Source organism: Streptosporangium sp. NPDC006930 (assembly GCF_040635605.1).
In the GTDB taxonomy this organism is placed as follows: Bacteria; Actinomycetota; Actinomycetes; order Streptosporangiales; family Streptosporangiaceae; genus Streptosporangium.
In genome coordinates, this window is the sequence record NZ_JBEYID010000007.1 from 50,665 (window position 1) to 69,572 (window position 18,908).

16 protein-coding genes are annotated in these 18,908 nt (G+C 69.6%); 7 read left to right on the plus strand and 9 right to left on the minus strand.

Annotation, left to right across the window (positions count from 1 at the left end):
* Nucleotides 1-116: 116 nt before the first annotated feature.
* The 3 genes from ABZ664_RS14470 to ABZ664_RS14480 all read right to left on the minus strand — a co-directional run bounded on the left by ABZ664_RS14470 (nt 117) and on the right by ABZ664_RS14480 (nt 3,119).
* Complete coding sequence (locus ABZ664_RS14470; RefSeq protein ID WP_362508434.1) at nt 117-617, minus strand: RICIN domain-containing protein; 501 nt, start codon at nt 615-617, stop codon at nt 117-119.
* A 226-nt stretch (nt 618-843) separates the two neighbouring features.
* The gene (locus ABZ664_RS14475) at nt 844-1,761 is read right to left on the minus strand and encodes a tetrahydrofolate dehydrogenase/cyclohydrolase catalytic domain-containing protein (RefSeq protein WP_362508437.1); all 918 of its coding nucleotides are present in this window, start codon (nt 1,759-1,761) and stop codon (nt 844-846) included.
* A gap of 161 nt (nt 1,762-1,922) precedes the next feature.
* A complete protein-coding gene (locus ABZ664_RS14480; protein WP_362508440.1) occupies nt 1,923-3,119 on the minus strand; it encodes a pyridoxal phosphate-dependent aminotransferase in 1,197 nt (398 codons plus the stop codon).
* 219 nt (nt 3,120-3,338) lie between these two features.
* On the opposite strand from ABZ664_RS14480, the gene ABZ664_RS14485 reads away from it, so the two are divergent.
* The 6 genes from ABZ664_RS14485 to ABZ664_RS14510 all read left to right on the plus strand — a co-directional run bounded on the left by ABZ664_RS14485 (nt 3,339) and on the right by ABZ664_RS14510 (nt 9,622).
* Nucleotides 3,339-5,354 (plus strand): VWA domain-containing protein, encoded by a 2,016-nt coding sequence (locus tag ABZ664_RS14485; RefSeq protein WP_362508443.1) that lies wholly within the window; start codon nt 3,339-3,341, stop codon nt 5,352-5,354.
* Nucleotides 5,355-5,521: 167 nt separating this feature from the next.
* The gene (locus ABZ664_RS14490; protein ID WP_362508446.1) at nt 5,522-6,853 is read left to right on the plus strand and encodes an extracellular solute-binding protein; all 1,332 of its coding nucleotides are present in this window, start codon (nt 5,522-5,524) and stop codon (nt 6,851-6,853) included.
* 88 nt (nt 6,854-6,941) lie between these two features.
* Nucleotides 6,942-7,931, plus strand: coding sequence for a DUF418 domain-containing protein (locus tag ABZ664_RS14495; RefSeq protein ID WP_362508449.1), 990 nt, complete (start codon nt 6,942-6,944; stop codon nt 7,929-7,931).
* The gene (locus ABZ664_RS14500; protein WP_362508452.1) at nt 7,928-8,722 is read left to right on the plus strand and encodes a carbon-nitrogen hydrolase family protein; all 795 of its coding nucleotides are present in this window, start codon (nt 7,928-7,930) and stop codon (nt 8,720-8,722) included. The genes ABZ664_RS14495 and ABZ664_RS14500 overlap by 4 nt, the downstream gene beginning before the upstream one ends.
* A gap of 10 nt (nt 8,723-8,732) precedes the next feature.
* The gene (locus tag ABZ664_RS14505) at nt 8,733-9,194 is read left to right on the plus strand and encodes a hypothetical protein (RefSeq protein WP_362508454.1); all 462 of its coding nucleotides are present in this window, start codon (nt 8,733-8,735) and stop codon (nt 9,192-9,194) included.
* Nucleotides 9,191-9,622 (plus strand): hypothetical protein, encoded by a 432-nt coding sequence (locus tag ABZ664_RS14510; RefSeq protein WP_362508457.1) that lies wholly within the window; start codon nt 9,191-9,193, stop codon nt 9,620-9,622. The genes ABZ664_RS14505 and ABZ664_RS14510 overlap by 4 nt, the downstream gene beginning before the upstream one ends.
* A gap of 77 nt (nt 9,623-9,699) precedes the next feature.
* On the opposite strand, the gene ABZ664_RS14515 is transcribed toward ABZ664_RS14510, so the two are convergent.
* From ABZ664_RS14515 to ABZ664_RS14525, 3 genes are all read right to left on the minus strand, one after another.
* A complete protein-coding gene (locus ABZ664_RS14515) occupies nt 9,700-11,196 on the minus strand; it encodes a carboxyl transferase domain-containing protein (RefSeq protein WP_362508460.1) in 1,497 nt (498 codons plus the stop codon).
* A gap of 49 nt (nt 11,197-11,245) precedes the next feature.
* Complete coding sequence (locus tag ABZ664_RS14520; RefSeq protein WP_362508463.1) at nt 11,246-12,403, minus strand: CoA transferase; 1,158 nt, start codon at nt 12,401-12,403, stop codon at nt 11,246-11,248.
* Between the two features lie 727 nt (nt 12,404-13,130).
* Entirely contained in the window at nt 13,131-14,729 is a 1,599-nt protein-coding gene (locus ABZ664_RS14525) for a hypothetical protein (RefSeq protein WP_362508466.1), read from the minus strand.
* A gap of 217 nt (nt 14,730-14,946) precedes the next feature.
* Between ABZ664_RS14525 and ABZ664_RS14530 the strand changes: the two genes are divergently transcribed.
* Nucleotides 14,947-15,519: an ATP-binding protein gene (locus tag ABZ664_RS14530; protein WP_362508469.1), complete on the plus strand. Its 573-nt coding sequence runs from the start codon at nt 14,947-14,949 to the stop codon at nt 15,517-15,519.
* 77 nt (nt 15,520-15,596) lie between these two features.
* Here the strand turns inward: ABZ664_RS14530 and ABZ664_RS14535 are convergent, their stop codons facing one another.
* From ABZ664_RS14535 to ABZ664_RS14545, 3 genes are all read right to left on the minus strand, one after another.
* Nucleotides 15,597-16,244, minus strand: coding sequence for a histidine phosphatase family protein (locus ABZ664_RS14535; RefSeq protein ID WP_362508471.1), 648 nt, complete (start codon nt 16,242-16,244; stop codon nt 15,597-15,599).
* 112 nt (nt 16,245-16,356) lie between these two features.
* On the minus strand, nt 16,357-16,560 hold the full coding sequence (locus tag ABZ664_RS14540; RefSeq protein ID WP_068904148.1) for a cold-shock protein: 204 nt from the start codon (nt 16,558-16,560) through the stop codon (nt 16,357-16,359).
* Between the two features lie 327 nt (nt 16,561-16,887).
* Nucleotides 16,888-18,894 carry a hydantoinase B/oxoprolinase family protein gene (locus ABZ664_RS14545; RefSeq protein WP_362509222.1) on the minus strand — a complete coding sequence of 669 codons (2,007 nt, stop codon included), beginning with the start codon at nt 18,892-18,894 and terminating at the stop codon, nt 16,888-16,890.
* Nucleotides 18,895-18,908: the final 14 nt, after the last annotated feature.

Genomic DNA, 18,908 nt, shown 5'->3' on the forward strand with positions numbered 1-18,908 from the left:
CGAGGGCGGCCCCTCGTGGCGGCGCCACGGGGAGTCGCCCCCCTTCCCCGACCGGGATCAGGCCTCAGCGCGGGCGAACGACGGACATGGCATGTACCACCGCCCTCGGGCGGCCGTCAGAGCGTCCATTTCTGGTTGGCCCAGCCGTTGCAGTCCCACAGCTGCACCTTGGTCCCGTTCGCGTTGACGGTCCCCAGGTCCGCGTCCAGGCAGCGCCCGTTGTGCATGCTGTAGATCGTGTGGCTCGTCGCGTCGTAGATCCATTTCTGGTTGGTCCAGCCGTTGCAGTCCCACAGCTGCACCTTGGTGCCGTTCGCGTTGACGGTCCCGAGGTCGGCGTCCAGGCAGCGCCCGTTCTCCTTGCTGTGGATCGTGTGAGTGGAGACCTCGTAGCTCCACGACTGGTTGTCCCAGCCGTTGCAACCCCACAGCTGCACCTTGGTCCCGTTCGGGCCGATGGTTCCGAGATCGGCGTCCAGGCAGCGCCAGTTCTGGTGACTGCGGATGGGCCCCCAGGCGGCGGACTCCGAGTCCGAGGCCGCCGCGCCCGGAACGAATCCCGCGCAACCGAGCGCGACCGCCGCCGCCGACACCAGCACCCTGAATCCCCGTCGCATCGTCGATGCTCTCCTTCCTGCGAATCACGGCGGTGGAGAGCGGCGCGGCAGCGGGAGGAACCCGCCGCCCCACCCGCTCCGCACCGTGCGCGTCACCCCGCGGACACGCCCGTCGATCACTCTCCGCAGCAGAAAGTACACGTACGGGGATCGATCCCGGGTGGACGACACGGCGACCGGCGTTTCAGGGAGGTACAGGCGTCTTCCGGACGGCTACCGGGTGCCCTCAGCCTTCGGAGGAGGCGGAGCCCACGGCGCGCTCGGCCGCCGTGATCGCGTTGCGGAACAGCATCGCGACCGTGGTGGGCCCGACCCCGCCGACCCTGGGGGTGATCGCCCCGGCCACCTCGGCGCAGGACTCGTCGACGTCGGGCAGCAGACGCCTGCCCTCGTAACGCACCCCGCCGCCGATGACGACGGCGCCGGGCTTGACGTGCTCGGGCCGGATGATCCCCGGCACGCCCGCGGCGGCGACCAGGACGTCGGCGCGGAGCGTGTAGCGGGGCCAGTCGCTCACCCCGGTGTGCACGACCGTGACAGCGGCGTTCGCCGTCGGGCGCTTCTGCGCGAGGAGGATCGAGAGGGGACGGCCGAGCGTGGCCCCGCGCCCGAGGATGACCACCTCCCGGCCCGCCACCGGGATGTCGTAGTGCGCGAGCAGCGCCTCGATCCCGGCGGGCGTGCACGGCAGCGGGCCGGGGAGCTCCAGCGCCAGCCGCCCGATGTTGAGCGGGTGCATGCCGTCGACGTCCTTGTCGGGATCCATGACCTGCAGGGCCCGGTCGTAGTCGAGGTGCTTGGGCACGGGGTGCTGCACGAGCAGCCCGTGCACCGCCGGGTCGTCGTTGAAGGCGGTGATGACCGCGTGCAGGTCCGCCTGGGTGGCGCTCGCGGGCAGGTGCTCGTGCGGCGAGGCGAAACCGAGCTCGGCGGCCTGCCGCTGCTTGATGCGGATGTATCCGGCGCTGGCGTCGTCGTCACCGACCAGGACCGTCGCCAGGCTCGGGGTGACACCCCTGCCGGTCAGAGCGGCCACCCGCGCGGCCACGTCGGCGAGGATCCGCTCCGCGACCGGGCCGCCGGGAAGCAACCGGGCCGACGACGTGCTCTCGGAGCTGGAACCGTTCGATACGGGCTGGGACATGCGCTTCCTCCCGGCGTGGGCGCCCAGGCGGTCGACTCCCACGGCGAGCTCCCCGATGGTTGATGCCATCCCTTTGCCGCCAGTCGCGTCATCCCCAAGGATGCCCGATCATCCCCCTCCAGGTCGAACCGCCCCCGCCCCACCGGGCCCGGCCAGGCGAATCATCCCCCTCCACCACCTCGCGCCGCGCCCGCCGCACCGAGCCCGGCCAGGCGGCCCACCGCCTCGTCGATGACCTCGTCCCGCTTGCAGAAGGCGAAGCGGACGAAGTGGCTCCCGCGCTCGGGGCGGTTGTAGAAGACCTGGGTCGGGATGGCGACCACGCCCGCCAGGGACGGCAGCTCGCGGGTGAGGGCGAGGCCGTCGGTGAAACCCAGGGGACGGATGTCGGTCTGCACGAAGTAGGTGCCCGCGGGGCGGTAGACCTCGAATCCCGCCGCCGACAGCCCCGCCATCAGGCGGTCGCGCTTGGACTCCAGGTCCGCCCGCAGGGCGGAGACCCAGGCCGACTCATGACGCAGACCGTGGGCGACGGCGAACTGCCAGGGCGCGGCGGCGGTGTAGGTGAGGAACTGCTTGACGGTCTGCGCGGCCCTGACGAACTCGGGCGGCGCGCAGATCCAGCCCGTCTTCCAGCCGGTGACCGAGAAGGTCTTGCCCGCCGAGGAGATCATCACGGTGCGCTCGCGCATGCCCGGCAGGGTGGCGATCGGCACGTGCTCGACCCCGTCGAAGGTGAGGTGCTCGTAGACCTCGTCGGCGACCGCCACCAGGTCGCGCTCCAGGCACAGCCGGGCGATCTCGTCCAGCTCGGCGCGGGTGAAGACGGTGCCGGTGGGGTTGTGCGGGGAGTTGACCAGGACGACCCGGGTGCGCGGCCCGGCCGCCGCGCGCAACTCGGCGGGGTCGAAGGTGAAGCGGCCGTCGACCGGGCGCAGGGTGACCGGGCGGAGCACGGCCCCGGCGAGGGCGACGGCGGCGGCATAGGAGTCGTAGTACGGCTCGAAGGCGATCACCTCGTCGCCGGGCTCGCACAGCGCGAGGATCGTCGCGGCGACGGCCTCGGTGGCTCCGACGGTGACGAGGATCTCGCCGTCGGGGTCGTAGTCGAGCCCGTAGTGGTCCTTGCGGTGCTCGGAGACGGCCTGGCGCAGCTCGGGCACCCCCGGGCCCGGCGGGTACTGGTTGAGGCCCTCCCGGATCGCCGACACCGCCCGCTCCAGCATCGCGGCGGGCCCGTCGGTGTCGGGAAAGCCCTGCCCGAGGTTGATCGAACCGGTACGCAGGGCGAGCGCCGACATTTCGGCGAAGATGGTCGTACCGAACTCGCGCATCCGCGCCACCAGAGGATCGTTCACGCGCTCCAGCGTAGTCCCGTGCCTCCCCACCACCTCATGGCCTCCGCCGCCACCGAGAGAGCGTCACCCGATCTCCCCCTGTCCTCAAATGCGGTCGACCGTAAACGCCCCGGTGATTAGCTCTATCCCGTAGATCACAGAAAGCCTCTCTCCGTGGTGATGATCCGACGTAGGGTGAACGCGAAGTATCGGAAAACCGCTGGCGGAGACAGCTGACAGATGGTGAACAGCGAGAAGTCTTCGAAGACCCCGCCTTCTTCGGACACCGCCGGATCGGCGAACCGCGCCTGGCAGATGGTGACGGGTTTCTCCAACGCCCTCATCCAGACACTTCTCGTGCTTCTCGCCCTCTCCATTTCCACGGCCTCGAAAGTCGCCCTGGTCCTCGGGATTCTCGCGCTGACGACACTGACCATCTTCCCCGGTCACCTGCTGAAAAGCACCGCCTGGTTGCGCCGCGTCATTCCTGAGCGGTCGTACGGCGTTCTCGCGATGTTCTCCCGGTGGGTGCGCCGGGACGTCTGGTGGCTCCTCTCCACCGGAGTCCTGGTCACCGTCCTCGTCGCCCTCGCGGTCGTTCCCAAGGAGGAGCCGTGGGTCACCTGCCGGGTCCCCGACGAGATCACGCTCCTGGCGTCCGCCGAGACCTCCCCGGTCATCCAGCGGGCGGCCGGGGAGTTCATGGCCGGGAAGATCGACTGGTGGGGCTGCCGACAGGTCAACATCAACGTCAGCGGGCTGCGCGCCGGCGAGGCGCGGGACCGGCTGGGCGACTGGACGTTCCCCGTCCAACCGGCCGTCGGGCCGGCCGCCGGGCGGACGGCGAGGAAACCCCCCGGCGCCCGGCCCGACGGGTGGATCGCCGACTCCCTCCAGGAGATCGACTACGTGGACAGGAACACGGACGGCGTGCCGACGTTCGGCGAGCGGACGGTCGTCGCGACCTCGCCGCTGGTCATCGCCGCACCGGAGAGGCTCGCGGAGGAGCTCACCGAGGCGAACAGGAAGCCCGGAGACCGCGACTGGGCCGACCTGCTGCGGAGCAGGCCGGGCGCCCGGCAGCAGGTCGTGCGCACCCACCCGCTCGCCTCCAACGTCGGCCTGATGGCCACGGCCGCCGCTCCCGGCCCCTCGGAAGGGCTGTCGAGGAAGGTACGGCCGGGCGACACCGTCCGCGACGTGATGTGCCGGTACGCGAACTCCCTCGACACCTCCGCGATGGTCATGACCGAGCAGCAGTTCCACGAGCTCGACGTCGCGCTGTCGGGCACCGCCCCCGCGCTCTCCGTACCGGGCGGCTGCGCCCTTTCCGGCGCGGGAGACGGGCGACCGTCGCCGGGCTCCGTCTCCGTGCCGCGAAGCGCCGGGAAGAAACCGCCGCGACCTGTCATCGTCTACCCGAAGGGCGGCCACGCCATGCGGTACGCCTGCGTCTCCAAGCGGTGGCCCGACCTGAGGCGGCCCCCGGCCGTCGAGCAGACGGTCGAGGAGTTCTGCGACTTCCTGCGGGAGACCCTCCCCCGCTACGGATTCCGTGACGCCGAGGGCCGCCTGGACGTCCAGAGGCTGCCGGTGAAGGCACACCGGCTGAGGAGCGACGCACCGGTGGCGGCCAACTGGAAGCCCGACATCTCCAGGCTGCTGTACAAGCTGACGACCCCCCTCGCGGACCACGTCCTCGTCGTGGTGGACGTCTCCGGCTCGATGGCGCGCAACAAGGTGAACGACGGCAGGTCACGGCTGGAGGCGGCGATCCAGGTGGCCCAGGTCGCCGTCACGTCCAAGCGCGGTGAGCGGACCACGGGAATCATGACGTTCTTCCCCGACGACGGCCACGCCGTTCCCCCCGCACCCGTCGGCGACGAGGGAAACGCCCTCACCGGCAGGCTCACCGCGGTCCAGAACGCCTACCGAGACGGTTCGCGCCCCGACCCCCCGATGCGTCCGATCATCGAAAAGGCGCTCGACCGGTTGGAGAGGACGGGCGACCCGGGAGAGCGGAAGGTCGTGCTCGTGCTCACCGACGGAGGGAACCCGAAGGGGCTGACCGGCGAGGACATCAGGGGCCACGACGGTGTGCGGCTGATGATGCTCTCCTTCGACCTGCACGGCTGCGACACCTCCCCGCTGCCCGTGCTCGGGGACGAGGGCCTGATGTCCTGCTACGACGCGAGCACCGACCCCGACCAGAAGCTGGACGACGCGTTCACCGAACTCCGGGCGGCCACCGGATGAGCCGTCCCACGCCGCCTCCGCCGTCGTCGCCGTTCTCGTCAGGTGGGACAGGCGGACAGAGCACACCGGCTTCGCCAGGTGGAACGGGCGGGCGGGCCACATCGGCTTCCTCAGGTGGGAGGGCCGGGCAGGGAACACCGGCCGCGGCGGAGCCGACCGGCCGCGGAGTGATCCTTCTCCTCCTGCTGCTCGTCTGCCTTCCCTCCCTGGCGGCGAGCACCGCGCCCACCCCTCCCCCGGGACCGCCCAGGCAGGACTGCGTCCTGCGCATCGCCAGTGGCGCCGACGTCTCGGGAGGCGCCCGCGAGCGTGCGCTCGAAGCCGTCTGGAACGGCGTCAAGGGCAGACCCCGGGCGTGCTTCGTGGCGATCTCCTCGGTCGCGGACGAGCAGCGCAGCGCGATGATCTCGGCCGCCCAGTCGAAGGCCGGGCACTACGACGTGTACAACCTCGACATCCAGTGGATTCCCGAGTTCGCCGAGGAGGGCTACCTGCGCCCGATCGACACCACCGCGCACGGCGGGACCAACGACTTCCTCTCCCAGATCTGGTCCGCCGGCGCCTGGAACGGCATCCAGTACGCGGTGCCGTTCAACACCGACGTGGGACTGCTCTACTACCGTGACGACCTGCGGTTACCGGCGAGCTGGCGGGACATGACCGATCTCGCGAAGGCGCGCCGCGCCGGGCCGGACCCCACCGCCCTCGGCCTCTCCGGGCAGTTCGCCTCCTACGAGGGGCTCACGGTCAACGCCCTGGAGGCGATCTGGGCCAACGGCGGGGAGGTGGTCGACGCGGACGGCCAGGTGGCGATCGCCCGGAAGGAGGGCGTGGAGGCCGTCGGACGGCTCATCGAGACGGTGAAGGCCGGCGTGATCTCCGGGGAGACCCTCGGCAGCACGGAGGCGGAGTCGCTGACCGCCTTCCGTAAGAGGCACGCGCTGTTCCTGAGGCACTGGCCCTACGCCCACGAGGTGCTCTCCGGGGAACGGAAGTCGGGCGGAATCGCCTTCCGCGCGGCGCCGCTGCCCTGGCAGGGGGTGCTCGGCGGCCAGTACCTCGCCGTCTCCAGGCACACGCCCCGGCGCGACCTCGCGCAGCGACTGGTGGCGGCGTTGACCGGCGAGGAGGCGGCCGGACTGCTCTACCGGTGCGGCGGGTTCGCCCCGGCCAGGGTCTCGGCCCTCTACACGGAGGCGGGGGCCGGTTGCGACGGCCCGGTCCCGGCGGCCCCGCCCAGCCCTCGCTCTCCCTCCTCCGGTTCCTCAAGCGCGGAACCGGAGTCCGAGAGCGTGCGGCCCGACACGCTGCTGCGCGCGCTGACCCAGGCCAGGCTCCGCCCGCCCTCCCCGTACTACAGCGAGTTCAGCCGGGTCTTCCGCACCGAGGTCCACGAGCTGCTCGATTGCTGGTCGCTCGGGCGCAAGGGGTGCGAGGACGCGAAGACGTTCACGACCGGTCTCGCTCTCAAGCTGAGAAAGGCACTGGCCGGCGGCTGAGCCGGACCGGAAACCTCGGAGGGCTTATGAATGGGGTCGTCTATGCGTAGGCGATTATGGGGTGGTACGTCTATTTGCTGTGACCCGAATGACCCGACCGACCGGACCGGCGGAACCGACAGGACCGAGCGGACCGACCCGGCTCCACGAGCTCGACGCGCTTCGCGGCTTCGCGGTGTGCGGGATCATGGTGGTCAACACCTGGCAGCACACGCGTGAGCACCTGAGGGAGTCCGATCGCAACGCGGTCGACTGGGCGATCGACAACCTGCTGCAGAGCAGGTTCTATCCGATCTTCTCCTTCCTGTTCGGGCTGAGCTTCGTCCTCTTCCTGAGGTCGGCGGCCCGACGGACCGCACACCCCTGGGCCGTGCTGCTGCGCAGGCTGGCGGTGCTCGCGGCACTCGGCGCGATCCACCAGGTCTTCAACCACGGCGAGGTGCTCCTGCCGTACGCGATCTTCGGGGCGGTGGTCCTGCTGCCCGCCTCGTTCTTCCCGCAGCCCGCCGTGGTGGTGCTGGGCGTCGCCCTCACCGCGTGGGCGGTGTACCAGGGCGGCGGGATCATCCTCGTCCCCGGCCTGTTCGTGCTGGGCATGGCCCTGATGGAGCACCCGCCGCCCGAATGGCTGCTGTTCCCCGCGTTCGTCGCGAGCACGGTGCTGGGCGTGACGCTCACCTGGCTCTGGGTGGTCATCGCCAAGGATCCCGCCCTGTTCCACGCGTCCGTCTACCCGGCCGCCGGGCTCGCCGCCGCCACGGCCTACTGCACCGGGCTGCTGCTCCTGCTGCGGACCCGGCTGCGTGACCTCCTGCTGGCGCTTCTGGCCCCGCTCGGCCGGATGGCGCTCACGAACTACCTCATGAGCACCCCGATCATCCTGCTCTTCGTGCCGCTGCTCGTCGCGGACACCACCCGGCTCGCCGGTGTGGCGCTCTCCGCCGCCGTTCTGGTGCTTCAGGTGCTGTTTAGCCGCGTGTGGCTGGGCAGGTTCAGGTACGGTCCGCTGGAATGGGCGTGGCGAAGCCTCACATGGATGGAACGAGTGCCGAACAGACGGATAGGGTCACACCCGTGACGCGCATAGCCCTCTGCCAGATCCCGGTGGCCGAAGATCCCTCCGCCAATCTGAGCCGCGCCCTCGACGCCCTCGCCGAGGCCGCCGCGGGCGGCGCCGAGCTGGCGATCTTCCCGGAGGCCACCCTCACCCGGTACGGCAGGCGCGTCACCGACCTCGCCCAGCCGCTGGACGGGCCGTTCGTCACCGGACTGGCCGCGGCGGCGCGGGAGCACGGACTTTCCGTGATCGCGGGGGTGTTCGAGCCCGTCGAGGGCCGGGTGTACAACACCGCGGTCGCCATCGGCCCCTCCGGCTCGATCGAGGCGGCCTACCGGAAGATCCACCTGTTCGACTCCTTCGGCGCCCGCGAGTCCGAACTGGTCGCGCCGGGCGACACGCCGGTCGTGGTCGAGCTGGCCGGGCTCCGGGTGGGCCTGGTCACCTGCTACGACATCCGCTTCCCCGAGCTCACCCGTGCCCTCGTCGACCTGGGAGCCGAGGTGTTCGCGGTGATCGCCGCGTGGGGGTCGGGGCCGATGAAGGAAGAACACTGGACCACCCTCGTCAGGGCCCGCGCGATCGAGAACACCACCTGGGTCGCCGCCGTGGGCCAGGCGCCGAACCCTGAGGCCCGCGACGGATTCGGGATCGGGCGGAGCCTGCTGGTCGATCCAATGGGAGTGATACGCACCGATATGGGACCCACGCCGGCCGTGCAGACGTGTGAAATCGACTCGCAGATCACGATTGCCACCCGGAATGCCGTACCGTGCCTGGAACACCGGCGACTCCCTCTCGGCAGATCGTAAAATGCCGATCGTGAGTGAGCCACCTGGGCGTAGAACGCAGATGCAGAAGGTCATACCGCCTCGACTGCTCGTGCCCTATCTGGCCGGCAGACGCACCGTGATCTCCGGATATGTGTACCGGGTTCAGGACTGCGCGCGGCTGACCACCCCCGCGCAGCTCTTCGTCGGCCTCGACCTGGGGTTCGAGGGCTCGGAGCTGACCGCGACGGTCCCGGAGATCTACCTGATGCGCTGGTTCGCCCGCGACATGGACGCCTACATCGTGCCGTACGGACCGCACATGGGCGGTGACTGGAACGATTCACCGCCCTTCGCGGGAAACGGCTTCACCACCTCGCGGGAGCACGTCGTGCCGCAGTTCCACACCACACCCATGCCGATCCCCTCGGGAGCCGAGATCATCCACGTGGTCCCCGGCGAGGAGCGCCTCTTCGGCCTCTACGACGGCCTGAGCTGGCGGCCCGCCTCATGAGCGCCGAGATCGAGCCGGTGGCCTCGGGCTTCGCCGCCCGCTACCTGGGCCGTACGTACGCCGCGGCCCTCGGTCCCGGCGCCTCCGAGGTGGTGCTGTTCAACGAGGAGGCCCAGAAGGGCTTCGAGGCGGCCTCCGGCTACTGGCGGCTCGTCGTCGCCCGCGAGGACCTCGACTGGCTGGTGCTGGTCCGCACGGTCGGCGCGTTCGGCGGGGAGCCGTGCCTGGTCCTCGACGTCTCCGAGGACAACGGCGAGGAGAGCCTGCACATCGCCTACACCGGGCACAGCGGGATGAAGGCCGAGGCGCTGGGTTACTGGATGGTCGACCACGGGGCGTACGAGGTCGTCGTCCCCCGCGACGAGGTCTTCTCCATCAGGATCGAGCGCCTGGCCGTCCCCCTCGCCGCGGAGAGTGCCGAGCCGTAGCCCGCGACGCCTCCTTGGAGGCATCCCTCTCAACCGAGGCCCGCTTCGGCGGGTGTCCCGCTCGGCCGGTGCCTTTCTCAGCCGGTGCCGAGCCGCCGGTAACGGGCCAGCCTGGCGGCGAGGCGGTCGGCGGGGGCCTGGCTCAGCAGCCCCGCGATCTCGTGCTCCAGGGTGCGCGCGACCCGGACGCAGAACGCCTCCGGCTCGTAGGCGGCGTCGGGAAACTCCGGGATGATCCGGTCGACGAGCCCGTTCCCGCGCAGGTCGGTGGATCTCACACCCTGCGCCGCGGCGATCTCCGGCGCGAAGTCGACGCTCCGGTAAAGAAGCGCCGAGGCCCCCTCGGGAGACAGCGGCGACAACCAGCCGTGCTGGGCGCAGAGCACCCGGTCGGCGGGCAGCAGCGCCAGGGCGGCACCGCCCGCCCCCTCCCCCAGCAGCAGGCAGACGGTCGGGGCGTCGAGCATCACCAGATCGGCCAAGGAACGGGCGATCTCCGCGGCGAGGCCGCCCTCCTCGGCCGCCTTCGACAGCGCGGCACCGGCGGTGTCGATCACGGTGACCAGCGGCAGACCCAGCTCGGAGGCGAGATGCATGCCCCGCCTCGCGACCCGCAGCCCGGCCGGACCGAGCGGGGCGTCGATCCGCTGGTGCCGGCGGTCCTGGCCGAGCACGACCGCGGGAGCCTCGCCGAACCTCGCCAGGGCGAGGATCAGCCCGGGATCGTTCTCGCCCGCACCGGTACCGTGCAGCGGGGTGACGTCGGAGGCACCGAGCTTGAGCAGCGCCCGCACCCCGGGGCGGTCGTCACGGCGGGAACGGCTGATCGCGTCCCACGCCTGGATCGCGGGAATCCGCCCGTCGGGTTCCTCCCCCGGATCCAGGCCCCCGCGAGGAGCGCACAGCACGGCGAGCGCCCGTACGGCGATCCCCCGGGCGTCCTGTGCCGACACCACGGCGTCGACCAGGCCGTGGGCGAAGAGGTTCTCCGAGACCTGGACGCCCTCGGGGAACGGATAGCCGTGCAGCGACTCGAACACCCTCGGCCCCAGAAAGCCGATCAGCGCGCCCGGCTCGGCGGCGGTGACGTGCCCGAGCGACCCCCAGGAGGCGAAGACGCCGCCGGTGGTGGGATGGCGCAGGTAGACGACGTACGGCAACCCCGCCGCGCGGTGCGCGGCCACGGCAGCGGTGATCTTCACCATCTGGACGAAGGCCACCGCGCCCTCCTGCATGCGGGTCCCGCCCGAGGCCGGGGCGGCCAGCAGCGGGAGCCCCTCCGCGGTGGCGCGCTCGACCGCGGCGGTGAGCCGCTCGGCGGCGGCCACCCCGATCGAACCGGCCATGAAGGAGAACTCACACGCGACGATCGCCACCCGCCGCCCCTCGAGCAGGCCCTCACCGGAGATCACCGACTCGTCGTACCCCGTCTTGGCCCGGGCCGCGGCGAGTTCCTCGGCGTACCCGGAACCGGGCGCGGCGGGATCGGCGGGCGGCTCGTCCCATGACCGCCACGTCCCCGGGTCGAGGAAGGTGTCGATCAGCGTCCGCGCGTCGGGCCGTACCGGGGTCATGACCACGCTCCGGGAGACGGCACGCGGGCGTGGGCCGGGAGGGTGCCTGTCATCGCTCGCGCTCCTCCAGCCAGGCGAGGACCTCGTCGCCGTGCTCGCCGAGGGCCGGTGGGGCGGTGTGGCGCGCGGGAGCCTCGCCGTCGAAGCGCAGCGGCGGTCCCGGCAGCTCGATGGTGCCGAGCACGGGGTGGTCCACCTCGATGACCAGTCCCTGGGAGCGGGTCTGGTCCCAGGCGTAGACCTCGTCGATGGACCTGATGGCCCCCGCGGGCACCCCGGCCTCGGCGAGCGCGGCCAGCCAGTGCCCCCTGTCATGCTTGGTGAGCGCCTGCTCCATGTCGGCGATCAGCTCATCCCGATGCGCAAATCTTTCCCTATTAATCGCATATTTCGCGACATATGGGTCTATGTCCAGCAAGGCGGCGACCTTGCGCCACTGCACGTCGTTCGCCGCCGCGATCTGGATCATGCCGTCGGCACAGCGGAAGGCGCCGTACGGGGCGATGGAGGCGTGGTGGTTACCGCCCGCCCCGGGCACCTGCCCGCCGACCGTCCACGCCGTGCCGTGGTAGGAGTGCACCCCGGTCACCGCGGCCAGCAGCGAGGTCCGCACGACCTTGCCCCGCCCGGTCCGCTCCCGCTCGTACAGTGCGGCGACCACCCCGTACGCACCGTGGATGCCCCCGAGCAGATCCGCGATCGAGGCGCCCACCCGGTACGGCTCCTGGGGCGACGGCCCGGTCAGGCTCATCAGCCCCGCCTCCCCCTGCGCGATCTGGTCATAGCCGGGCCTGCCGCCCTCCGGCCCGTCATGGCCGAACCCGGTGATCGACAGGATGACGAGACGGGGGTTGAGCTCGTGCAGCCGCTCGACGGAGAAACCCAGCCGGTCCAGAACCCCGGTGCGGAAGTTCTCCACCAGCACGTCGCTCTGGCGCACCAGCCGCTCGATCAGCGATTTCCCCTCGGCGGACTTGAGGTCGACGGCGATCGACTGTTTGTTGCGGTTGGCCGCCAGAAAATACGTGGAAATATCGTGATCAGGGCCTACGAACGGCGGCCCCCACCCCCGCGACTCGTCACCCCCCACGGGATGCTCCACCTTGATCACCCGGGCACCCAGGTCACCGAGCATCTGCGCGGCGTGCGGACCCGCGAGCGCGCGAGAGAGATCGAGGACGACGATGTCGCCGAGTGCTCCCTGCAAGATCAACCTCCGGTGCGTGGCGGCCGGCCCGGCCGACGAGGGCTCCCCCGCTTCCGACCCGTTTGTCATGAGACCACTTGGCACGATATCCGGACGGAGGGACACCCATGATCTCCCATACCGTCACCGGACGGGACCGGAGGGGAAGATCACGAGAGCGTGTCAGTCACGATCTCCCGTATGACTCCTGCCGAGAGCCCAGGAGCACCCCCATATCGGCTCACACAGAAACAATGCCGGACACTCCAGTCAACCCCGCAAACCGAGCACAGCAGGCCGGCTAAAGATCCGAGAGTCTTTTGTGCTTAATTTTCCCAAATGATAGGAAATTTAACTTACAGGCGAGGGCTCTACGGATACCTGTCACCTCGTTCGGCTTCGTTACAATGTCAACGCCCAGATCACTTCAGAGGGCGAGCCTCTCGACGATGAAGCATCAACCCGCTGACCAACTAAAGATTTTCGCCCCCTTCCCCGCTTAGAACCGCAGGTCAGCAAGTGTCGGCCCCGCGCCTGCGGGATGGTCTGGGTCACCCCGAGTTGGTTGGAGGCTCCGGACGTGACCCCATCGGAGTAGACGTGGCAGCGGCCCAGGTCGACACTGAGCGCGGGGAGGCGGCGGTAGTTGTAAGCCTCGATCCGGGTGATCAACGCGAGCTCCGCAGCGAGATCACGTTAGCCGCCCGGTCCGATACTTCGAGGACGAAACGACGGCGATCCGCTCGATTCATACCTTGACCTGGGAAACGATGCCCAGGGAGCGAAGTTCCTCGTCGAGATGACGGACGTGCTTGTTGCCCGCCCACGGCTGGAGCCGGGTACGCGCCTGCCGTACGGAGTCGGCGAGCCGACCGGAGCTGTGCGAGCCGGTGAGGTGAGCAGCACTACGAATTTTGTCGACGGCGGCTGGGATCTCCCGTTTCTGGGTGAGTGCCTCCGCGCATTGCAGGAGCGTTTGACCGCGTAGGAACTGGGGGGTCGTTCGCAGCGCCAGCACCTTTTCGGCCGAAGTGATCGCTTCGTTCAGATGTCCCCAGGCAAGCAGGCAGTCCGAGGCGCAGCTTTGCACCTGGCTGGCCGTCCACCAGTACAGATAGGCGGGATCCGTCTCATCGCGGGGCTCTTCGGCGAACCTGACCGAGTGCGCCAGCGCACGCTCGCTCTCCCCGATGCTGCCGCTCCGCGCCAGGACGCGGGAGAGTTCCATGGCCTGCACGGAGCGCACCAGATTACTGGGGCCTCGCCGAGCCCACCCCTGGGCGGCGTAGGAGTGATCAAGGGCCTCTCCCATTCGCCCCTGGTAGGCCGCCATGCGGCTCAGCAGGATGTGCAGGTAGGCGATCAGGCGAGCGTCCGCGATCTGATGAGCGGCGGTGAGCGCATCCTGATAGCTCCGTCGCGCTCCCTCGTAGTCCAGCACATCATGATGGACGTACCCGGCGAGCTGGCTGAGCTGGGCGTAGGCGTGGGTGAGGCGGTCGCGCAGCGCGGGGAGCAGGGTTTCACCGTGCAGTAGACCTGCGACCAGCTCGCGCTGGGCGTCGACCACGGGAAGCACGACCTCGGGGCCGAAGTCGTCGTCCAGGCGGCGACACCGGGCGGTCAGCTTCTCGATCACCTCGACGGTCCCGGCGTCCACGCGACCGGAGGTGCGCACTACCGCCACCAGCCGGTCCTTCTCCGGTGGGGAGAGATGGCGCAGCAGGGCGACGGCGGGGGCGCCGCCCATCGCCAGGGCGAGCTCGAACAGCAGATCCCGTCGTCTCACGTCGACCTCCTCGGCTCTGAGGGCACGAAGCAGGGCGGCGCAGTCCTTACGCGTCAGGACAGCGGGAACCGTACCGCTCGCACGCACCGCTTCTGGCTCCATGCTGGCACGAGTGGCCCTCGCGCTCGGGGCGTGGCGAGACCCCTGGGAATCGAGGTGCCGGTGATCCGTACGGTCGATGAGATCGCGGTCGTTCGGGTTGTAGGAGGCGTACGTCTCATCGGTGACCAGACGTCGGGCGGTGGTGTGGTAGATCTGCGCGAAGATCGCCAGTGCTCTGGCGTTGGGACGCCGCTCCGAGTCGGGCCACCCTTCGAAGACGTAGAGCCTGGGTACGCGCATCGCCGCCGTACCGGCCGGGTCCAGGTCGTTGTAGGCGGCCACGGCTTGCGCACCGGTGAGTCCGTTCGCGTACCGGTGCAGCTTCAGCGGGCTGACGTCGTGATGGAGCGTGAAGATGTCCGCGATCTGATCGAAGCTGAAGCCCTTGGCCCGCAGCAGCTCGCTGTGCTTCCGGCAGTCGATCATGATGTGGTAACCGTCCCTGGACATCGTCATCAACCCCCGGCGTACGATGCAGACCAAGCTTCAGTCACGGATAGTACATGATTGACCACGGAAAGACAGGGAATCGGGAATTCGAAAAACAGGACTGCGGGAACGGAGATCACCTGTCCCTGGCCGTACGGACGACGCCCCGGTCGATAATCGGGATCCCTCCGGTCGAAAAACCGGGGATCTTCTTCACGGGTATCTCGCGCCAGGGTTCGGTTTTATGCGTCAACCTTCCGGCCACGGCCACGAGCGACTTCACCCGCCCATCGACTCGAACCCGCCTCTCGGCTCCTCGACCGAGAGCACATCGGCCACGATTTCACTCCCCGGGCGCGGACAGGCCACCACCCCGGCTCGGCCGCGTCCTACCGGCCACCTGGTCTGGGCAAGATCCTTCTCCGGTACGCCGGACCAGGTGGCCCAGGCCCGCAGGCTCGTCCGTTTCCTGCTCACCGACACCCCCTGCGCCGACGATGCCGAACTGATCGTGTCCGAGCTGGCCGGCAACGCGCTGCGTCACAGCCGCAGCGGCGACGCGGGCGGCTCCTTCGCCGTCGAGGTCGTACTGGGCCGCGCGTCGTTCATGCGGCACGGGGGCGAAGCGACCGGCATCCTCATCACCGTGCACGACCAGGGCGGAAACGGTGTCCCGTGGTTTCGCGGGGAGCATCCGCCGGACACGAACGAGGAGAACGGCCGTGGCCTGGCGACCGTCGCGGCCCTCGCCACCCGCGTCGGCTACCAGGGTGGCCCCACCGTCGGCCACCGGGTCTGGGCCTACCTCTCGACGTGAGAAGGCCTCGCGACGCCCCCGGGAATCGACTGATGCGCCGCGACTTCGCAGGACCCCCGCGGAATCCGCTTAGGAAGCTAATCCCGCAAATGGCCTATCTCGTTGAAGATCTCAGGCTTGGAGTCGCGCCACACCGAGAACGAGGCGTTGCCGACCGGGCCGGACTCCCCGACGGAGTTGATCGCGACACCCTCCATCACGTGCCTGAACATCAGCACGACGGAATCGTGCGCGACGACGAGAACCCGGCGATCGGTGTGCCTGGCACGCAACTCCTCGACCACCTCGCGGATCCGACCGGCGAGATCCGGGAAACTCTCCCCGTCCGGGGGCCGGAAGCCGCCGTACAGGCGCGCGATCAAGTTCTCCGACTCGTCTGGAAACCTGTCCCTGATCGCCAGTACGTTCATCCCGGACCAGCGCCCCATGTCGTGGTCCCTGAGTCTCGGCTCCAGCCGGACCTCGGGGTCCGCGTTCAGCTCGGCGGCGACCAGTTCCCAGGTCTGCACGGTCCTGAGGTACGGCGAGCACAGGACGAGCTCCGGCGGATCCCCTGCCGCGAGGTGCCGCCCCAGCCTGGTGGCCTGCTCCCTGCCGAGCGGGGTCAGCTCGGCCTCGAAATCCGGGCGGTCCAGGACGACCGCCCTGCCCGCACGGAGGGCCTCCTCGAAGGCCACGTTGGACTCGCTCTGACCATGTCGAACCACAGTGATCGTCAGCGGCATTCTCGTATGAAAACACTTTTTTGATCAGCGGGAAAGAAGTGCCGGGCACGAAACGAGCCGGGGCCCGCACCTTGGAAAGGTGCGGGCCCCGGCCCGTGAAGTACAGGTGCTACTAGGCGGGAACGATGTTCTCCGCCTGCGGGCCCTTCTGGCCCTGCGTGACGTCGAAGGAGACCTTCTGGCCCTCCTGCAGCTCACGGTAGCCCTGGGCGGCGATGTTGGAGTAGTGGGCGAAGACGTCGGCGCCGCCGCCGTCCTGCTCGATGAAGCCGAAGCCCTTTTCCGAGTTGAACCACTTAACGGTTCCAGTTGCCATGATCATTCTCCTTCGAACAGGGGGCAGAGCCGGGATCCGCACCGCGCGGATCCCGCGTCGCCGCGATGAGCCCATCCGGAGATGACCGGGAAAACAAAATGCACCTGAAGGGTTATCCGTCAGGTGCACACAAAGTTTCATGGGTACCACAACCGCAACTACGTCCAGGCTAGCACCTGTCCGGACCAACACACGAGCCCACCCTGTCCCAAGGCGGACCCATCGACGATCATCCGCCGACAGACCGCTCCTTACACACCGATACCCGCCTGTGATCGGCGTTCAGGAACATTCAGGAACACGGAGAAGGTGGGCCCACCACGGGCGTCAGATGAGGTCCACCTCCGGGTACGGCAGGCCGCCCGACAGGGTGGGGAAGCCGGGCCCCCGGTCGAAGAAGGGCCGATCGGCCGGGAGGGCGGCGCGGAGGCCCGCGCGGCGGGTCGCGGTGGCCTCGGTGTCCACCCGGGGATCGTCGGGGTCGCCGCTCAGGACGACCCCGTAGTCGTCGTGGGCACCCTCGGGTGAGACCTTGCCGTCGCGGACGTCGGCGGCCACCAGGGCGGGGTCGCGGTCCAGCGGGGAGCCCCAGCCGCCTCCGCCCGTGGTGCGGACCCGGATGATCTCGCCCGCGCGGACCGGTGAGTCGTCCACCAGGCCCTCCATCGTTCTTAGCGAGGGGACTGCCAAGTTTACCTGTTGTCTGGATTGCTTCCCTGCTACCGTTCCTGTGTTTGAAACGGTCAGGGCTTGGCCGTCGCCTACCTCAACCGAGGGAAGCGAGAAGCCGCTCTCTTTGGGGAGCGGAGGAGTCACCTCCTTACCCTCGATCTCCACGACGAAGGGCTGCCCGGCCCGGCCGCCGTTCACGCCCCAGCAGGACAGGATCGAGCGGTCGGCGATGGACATGAACGAGGCGTCCCGGAGCATCCGCAGGTGCTTGTCGTAGCCGAGGCCGCCCCGGTAGAGGCCGGGGCCGCCGGAGTCGCGGGCCAGGCCGAGCCGTTCGACGCGGAAGGGCCAGCGGGACTCGGCGAACTCGACCGGGATGTTGCGCGAGTCGGGCACCACGTGGATGGTGTCCTCGCCGTCGGCGTACCACCGGCCGCCCGAGCCGCCGCCGAGGACCTCCCTCATCAGGTACGGGGTGCCGTCGAGGCCGTCGCCGTAGACGCCGGTGTAGCGGATGGTCTCCTGGTCGGCGGGCATCCGGCCGCCGGTCGCCTTGGCCAGCACCCCGGCCAGCACGCCGAGCAGGCGCAGGATCACGAAGGTACGGGCGTTGGTGGGGGCGGGGAAGATCGGGGTGAGCAGGGTGCCCTTCTCGGGGAAGCGCATCTCGATGAGGGGGACGACGCCCTCGTTGACGTCGAGTTCGGCCATCCGCTCGGGGGTGTCGGCGAGGTTGCGCAGGATCGGCGCGAGCCATTTCTTCAGGAAGACCCCGTCGGCGTAGTCGCCCGCGTGGTTGATCGGGCCCTTGGCCTGCGGGGAGGTGCCGGTGAAGTCGATCACCAGCGGCACCGGCGCGGAGTGGTCGACGGTGAGGGTCATTCGCTGGGTGTGCAGGCGGGGGGAGTCCACGCCGTCGTGTTCGGCGTAGTCCTCCCAGACGTGGGTGCCCTCGGGGATCTTGGCCAGCAGTTCCCTGCGGAACGTCTCGGTGGTGTTGGAGATGATCGCGTCGAAGCACGCCTCGACCGCCTCGCGCCCGTAGCGGTCGAACAGCTCGCCCAGCCGCCGCGCGCCCATCAGGCAGGCCGAGCACTCGGCGTCCAGGTCTCCGGCGAGGGAGTCGGGCATCCGGGAGTTTCGCGTCATGATCGTGAGTGCCGCCCGGTTGGGCACGCCCTCGTCCCACAGTTTGATCGGCGGGACCATCAGTCCCTCCTCGAACACGCTGCGCGCGTTGCTCGGCATGGAGCCCGGTACGGCCCCGCCGATGTCGTCGTGGTGGCCGAACGCCTGGACGAAGGCGACGACCTGTCCGTCGTGGAAGACCGGGACCGTCACGCACAGGTCGGGCAGGTGGCCGATGCCGCCCTCGGACAGGTAGACGTCGTTGTGGAAGAACACGTCGCCGGGCTTCATCTCGTCGATCGGGAAGTCCCGCACGATCGGCTGGACCAGCGCCGAGTAGGACCTGCCGGTCAGCTTGCGCAGCCGTACGTCGTGGATGCCCGCGCGGAAGTCGTGCGCGTCGCGGATCATGGGGGAGCGGGCGGTGCGGGCGATCGCCGTCTCCACCTCCATCTCCACCGAGGCGAGGGTGCCTTCGACGATCTCCACCAGCACCGGGTCGGCCCCGCTCGTAGGCCGCCCGCCCGTGCTCACCGGTCGCTCACCGC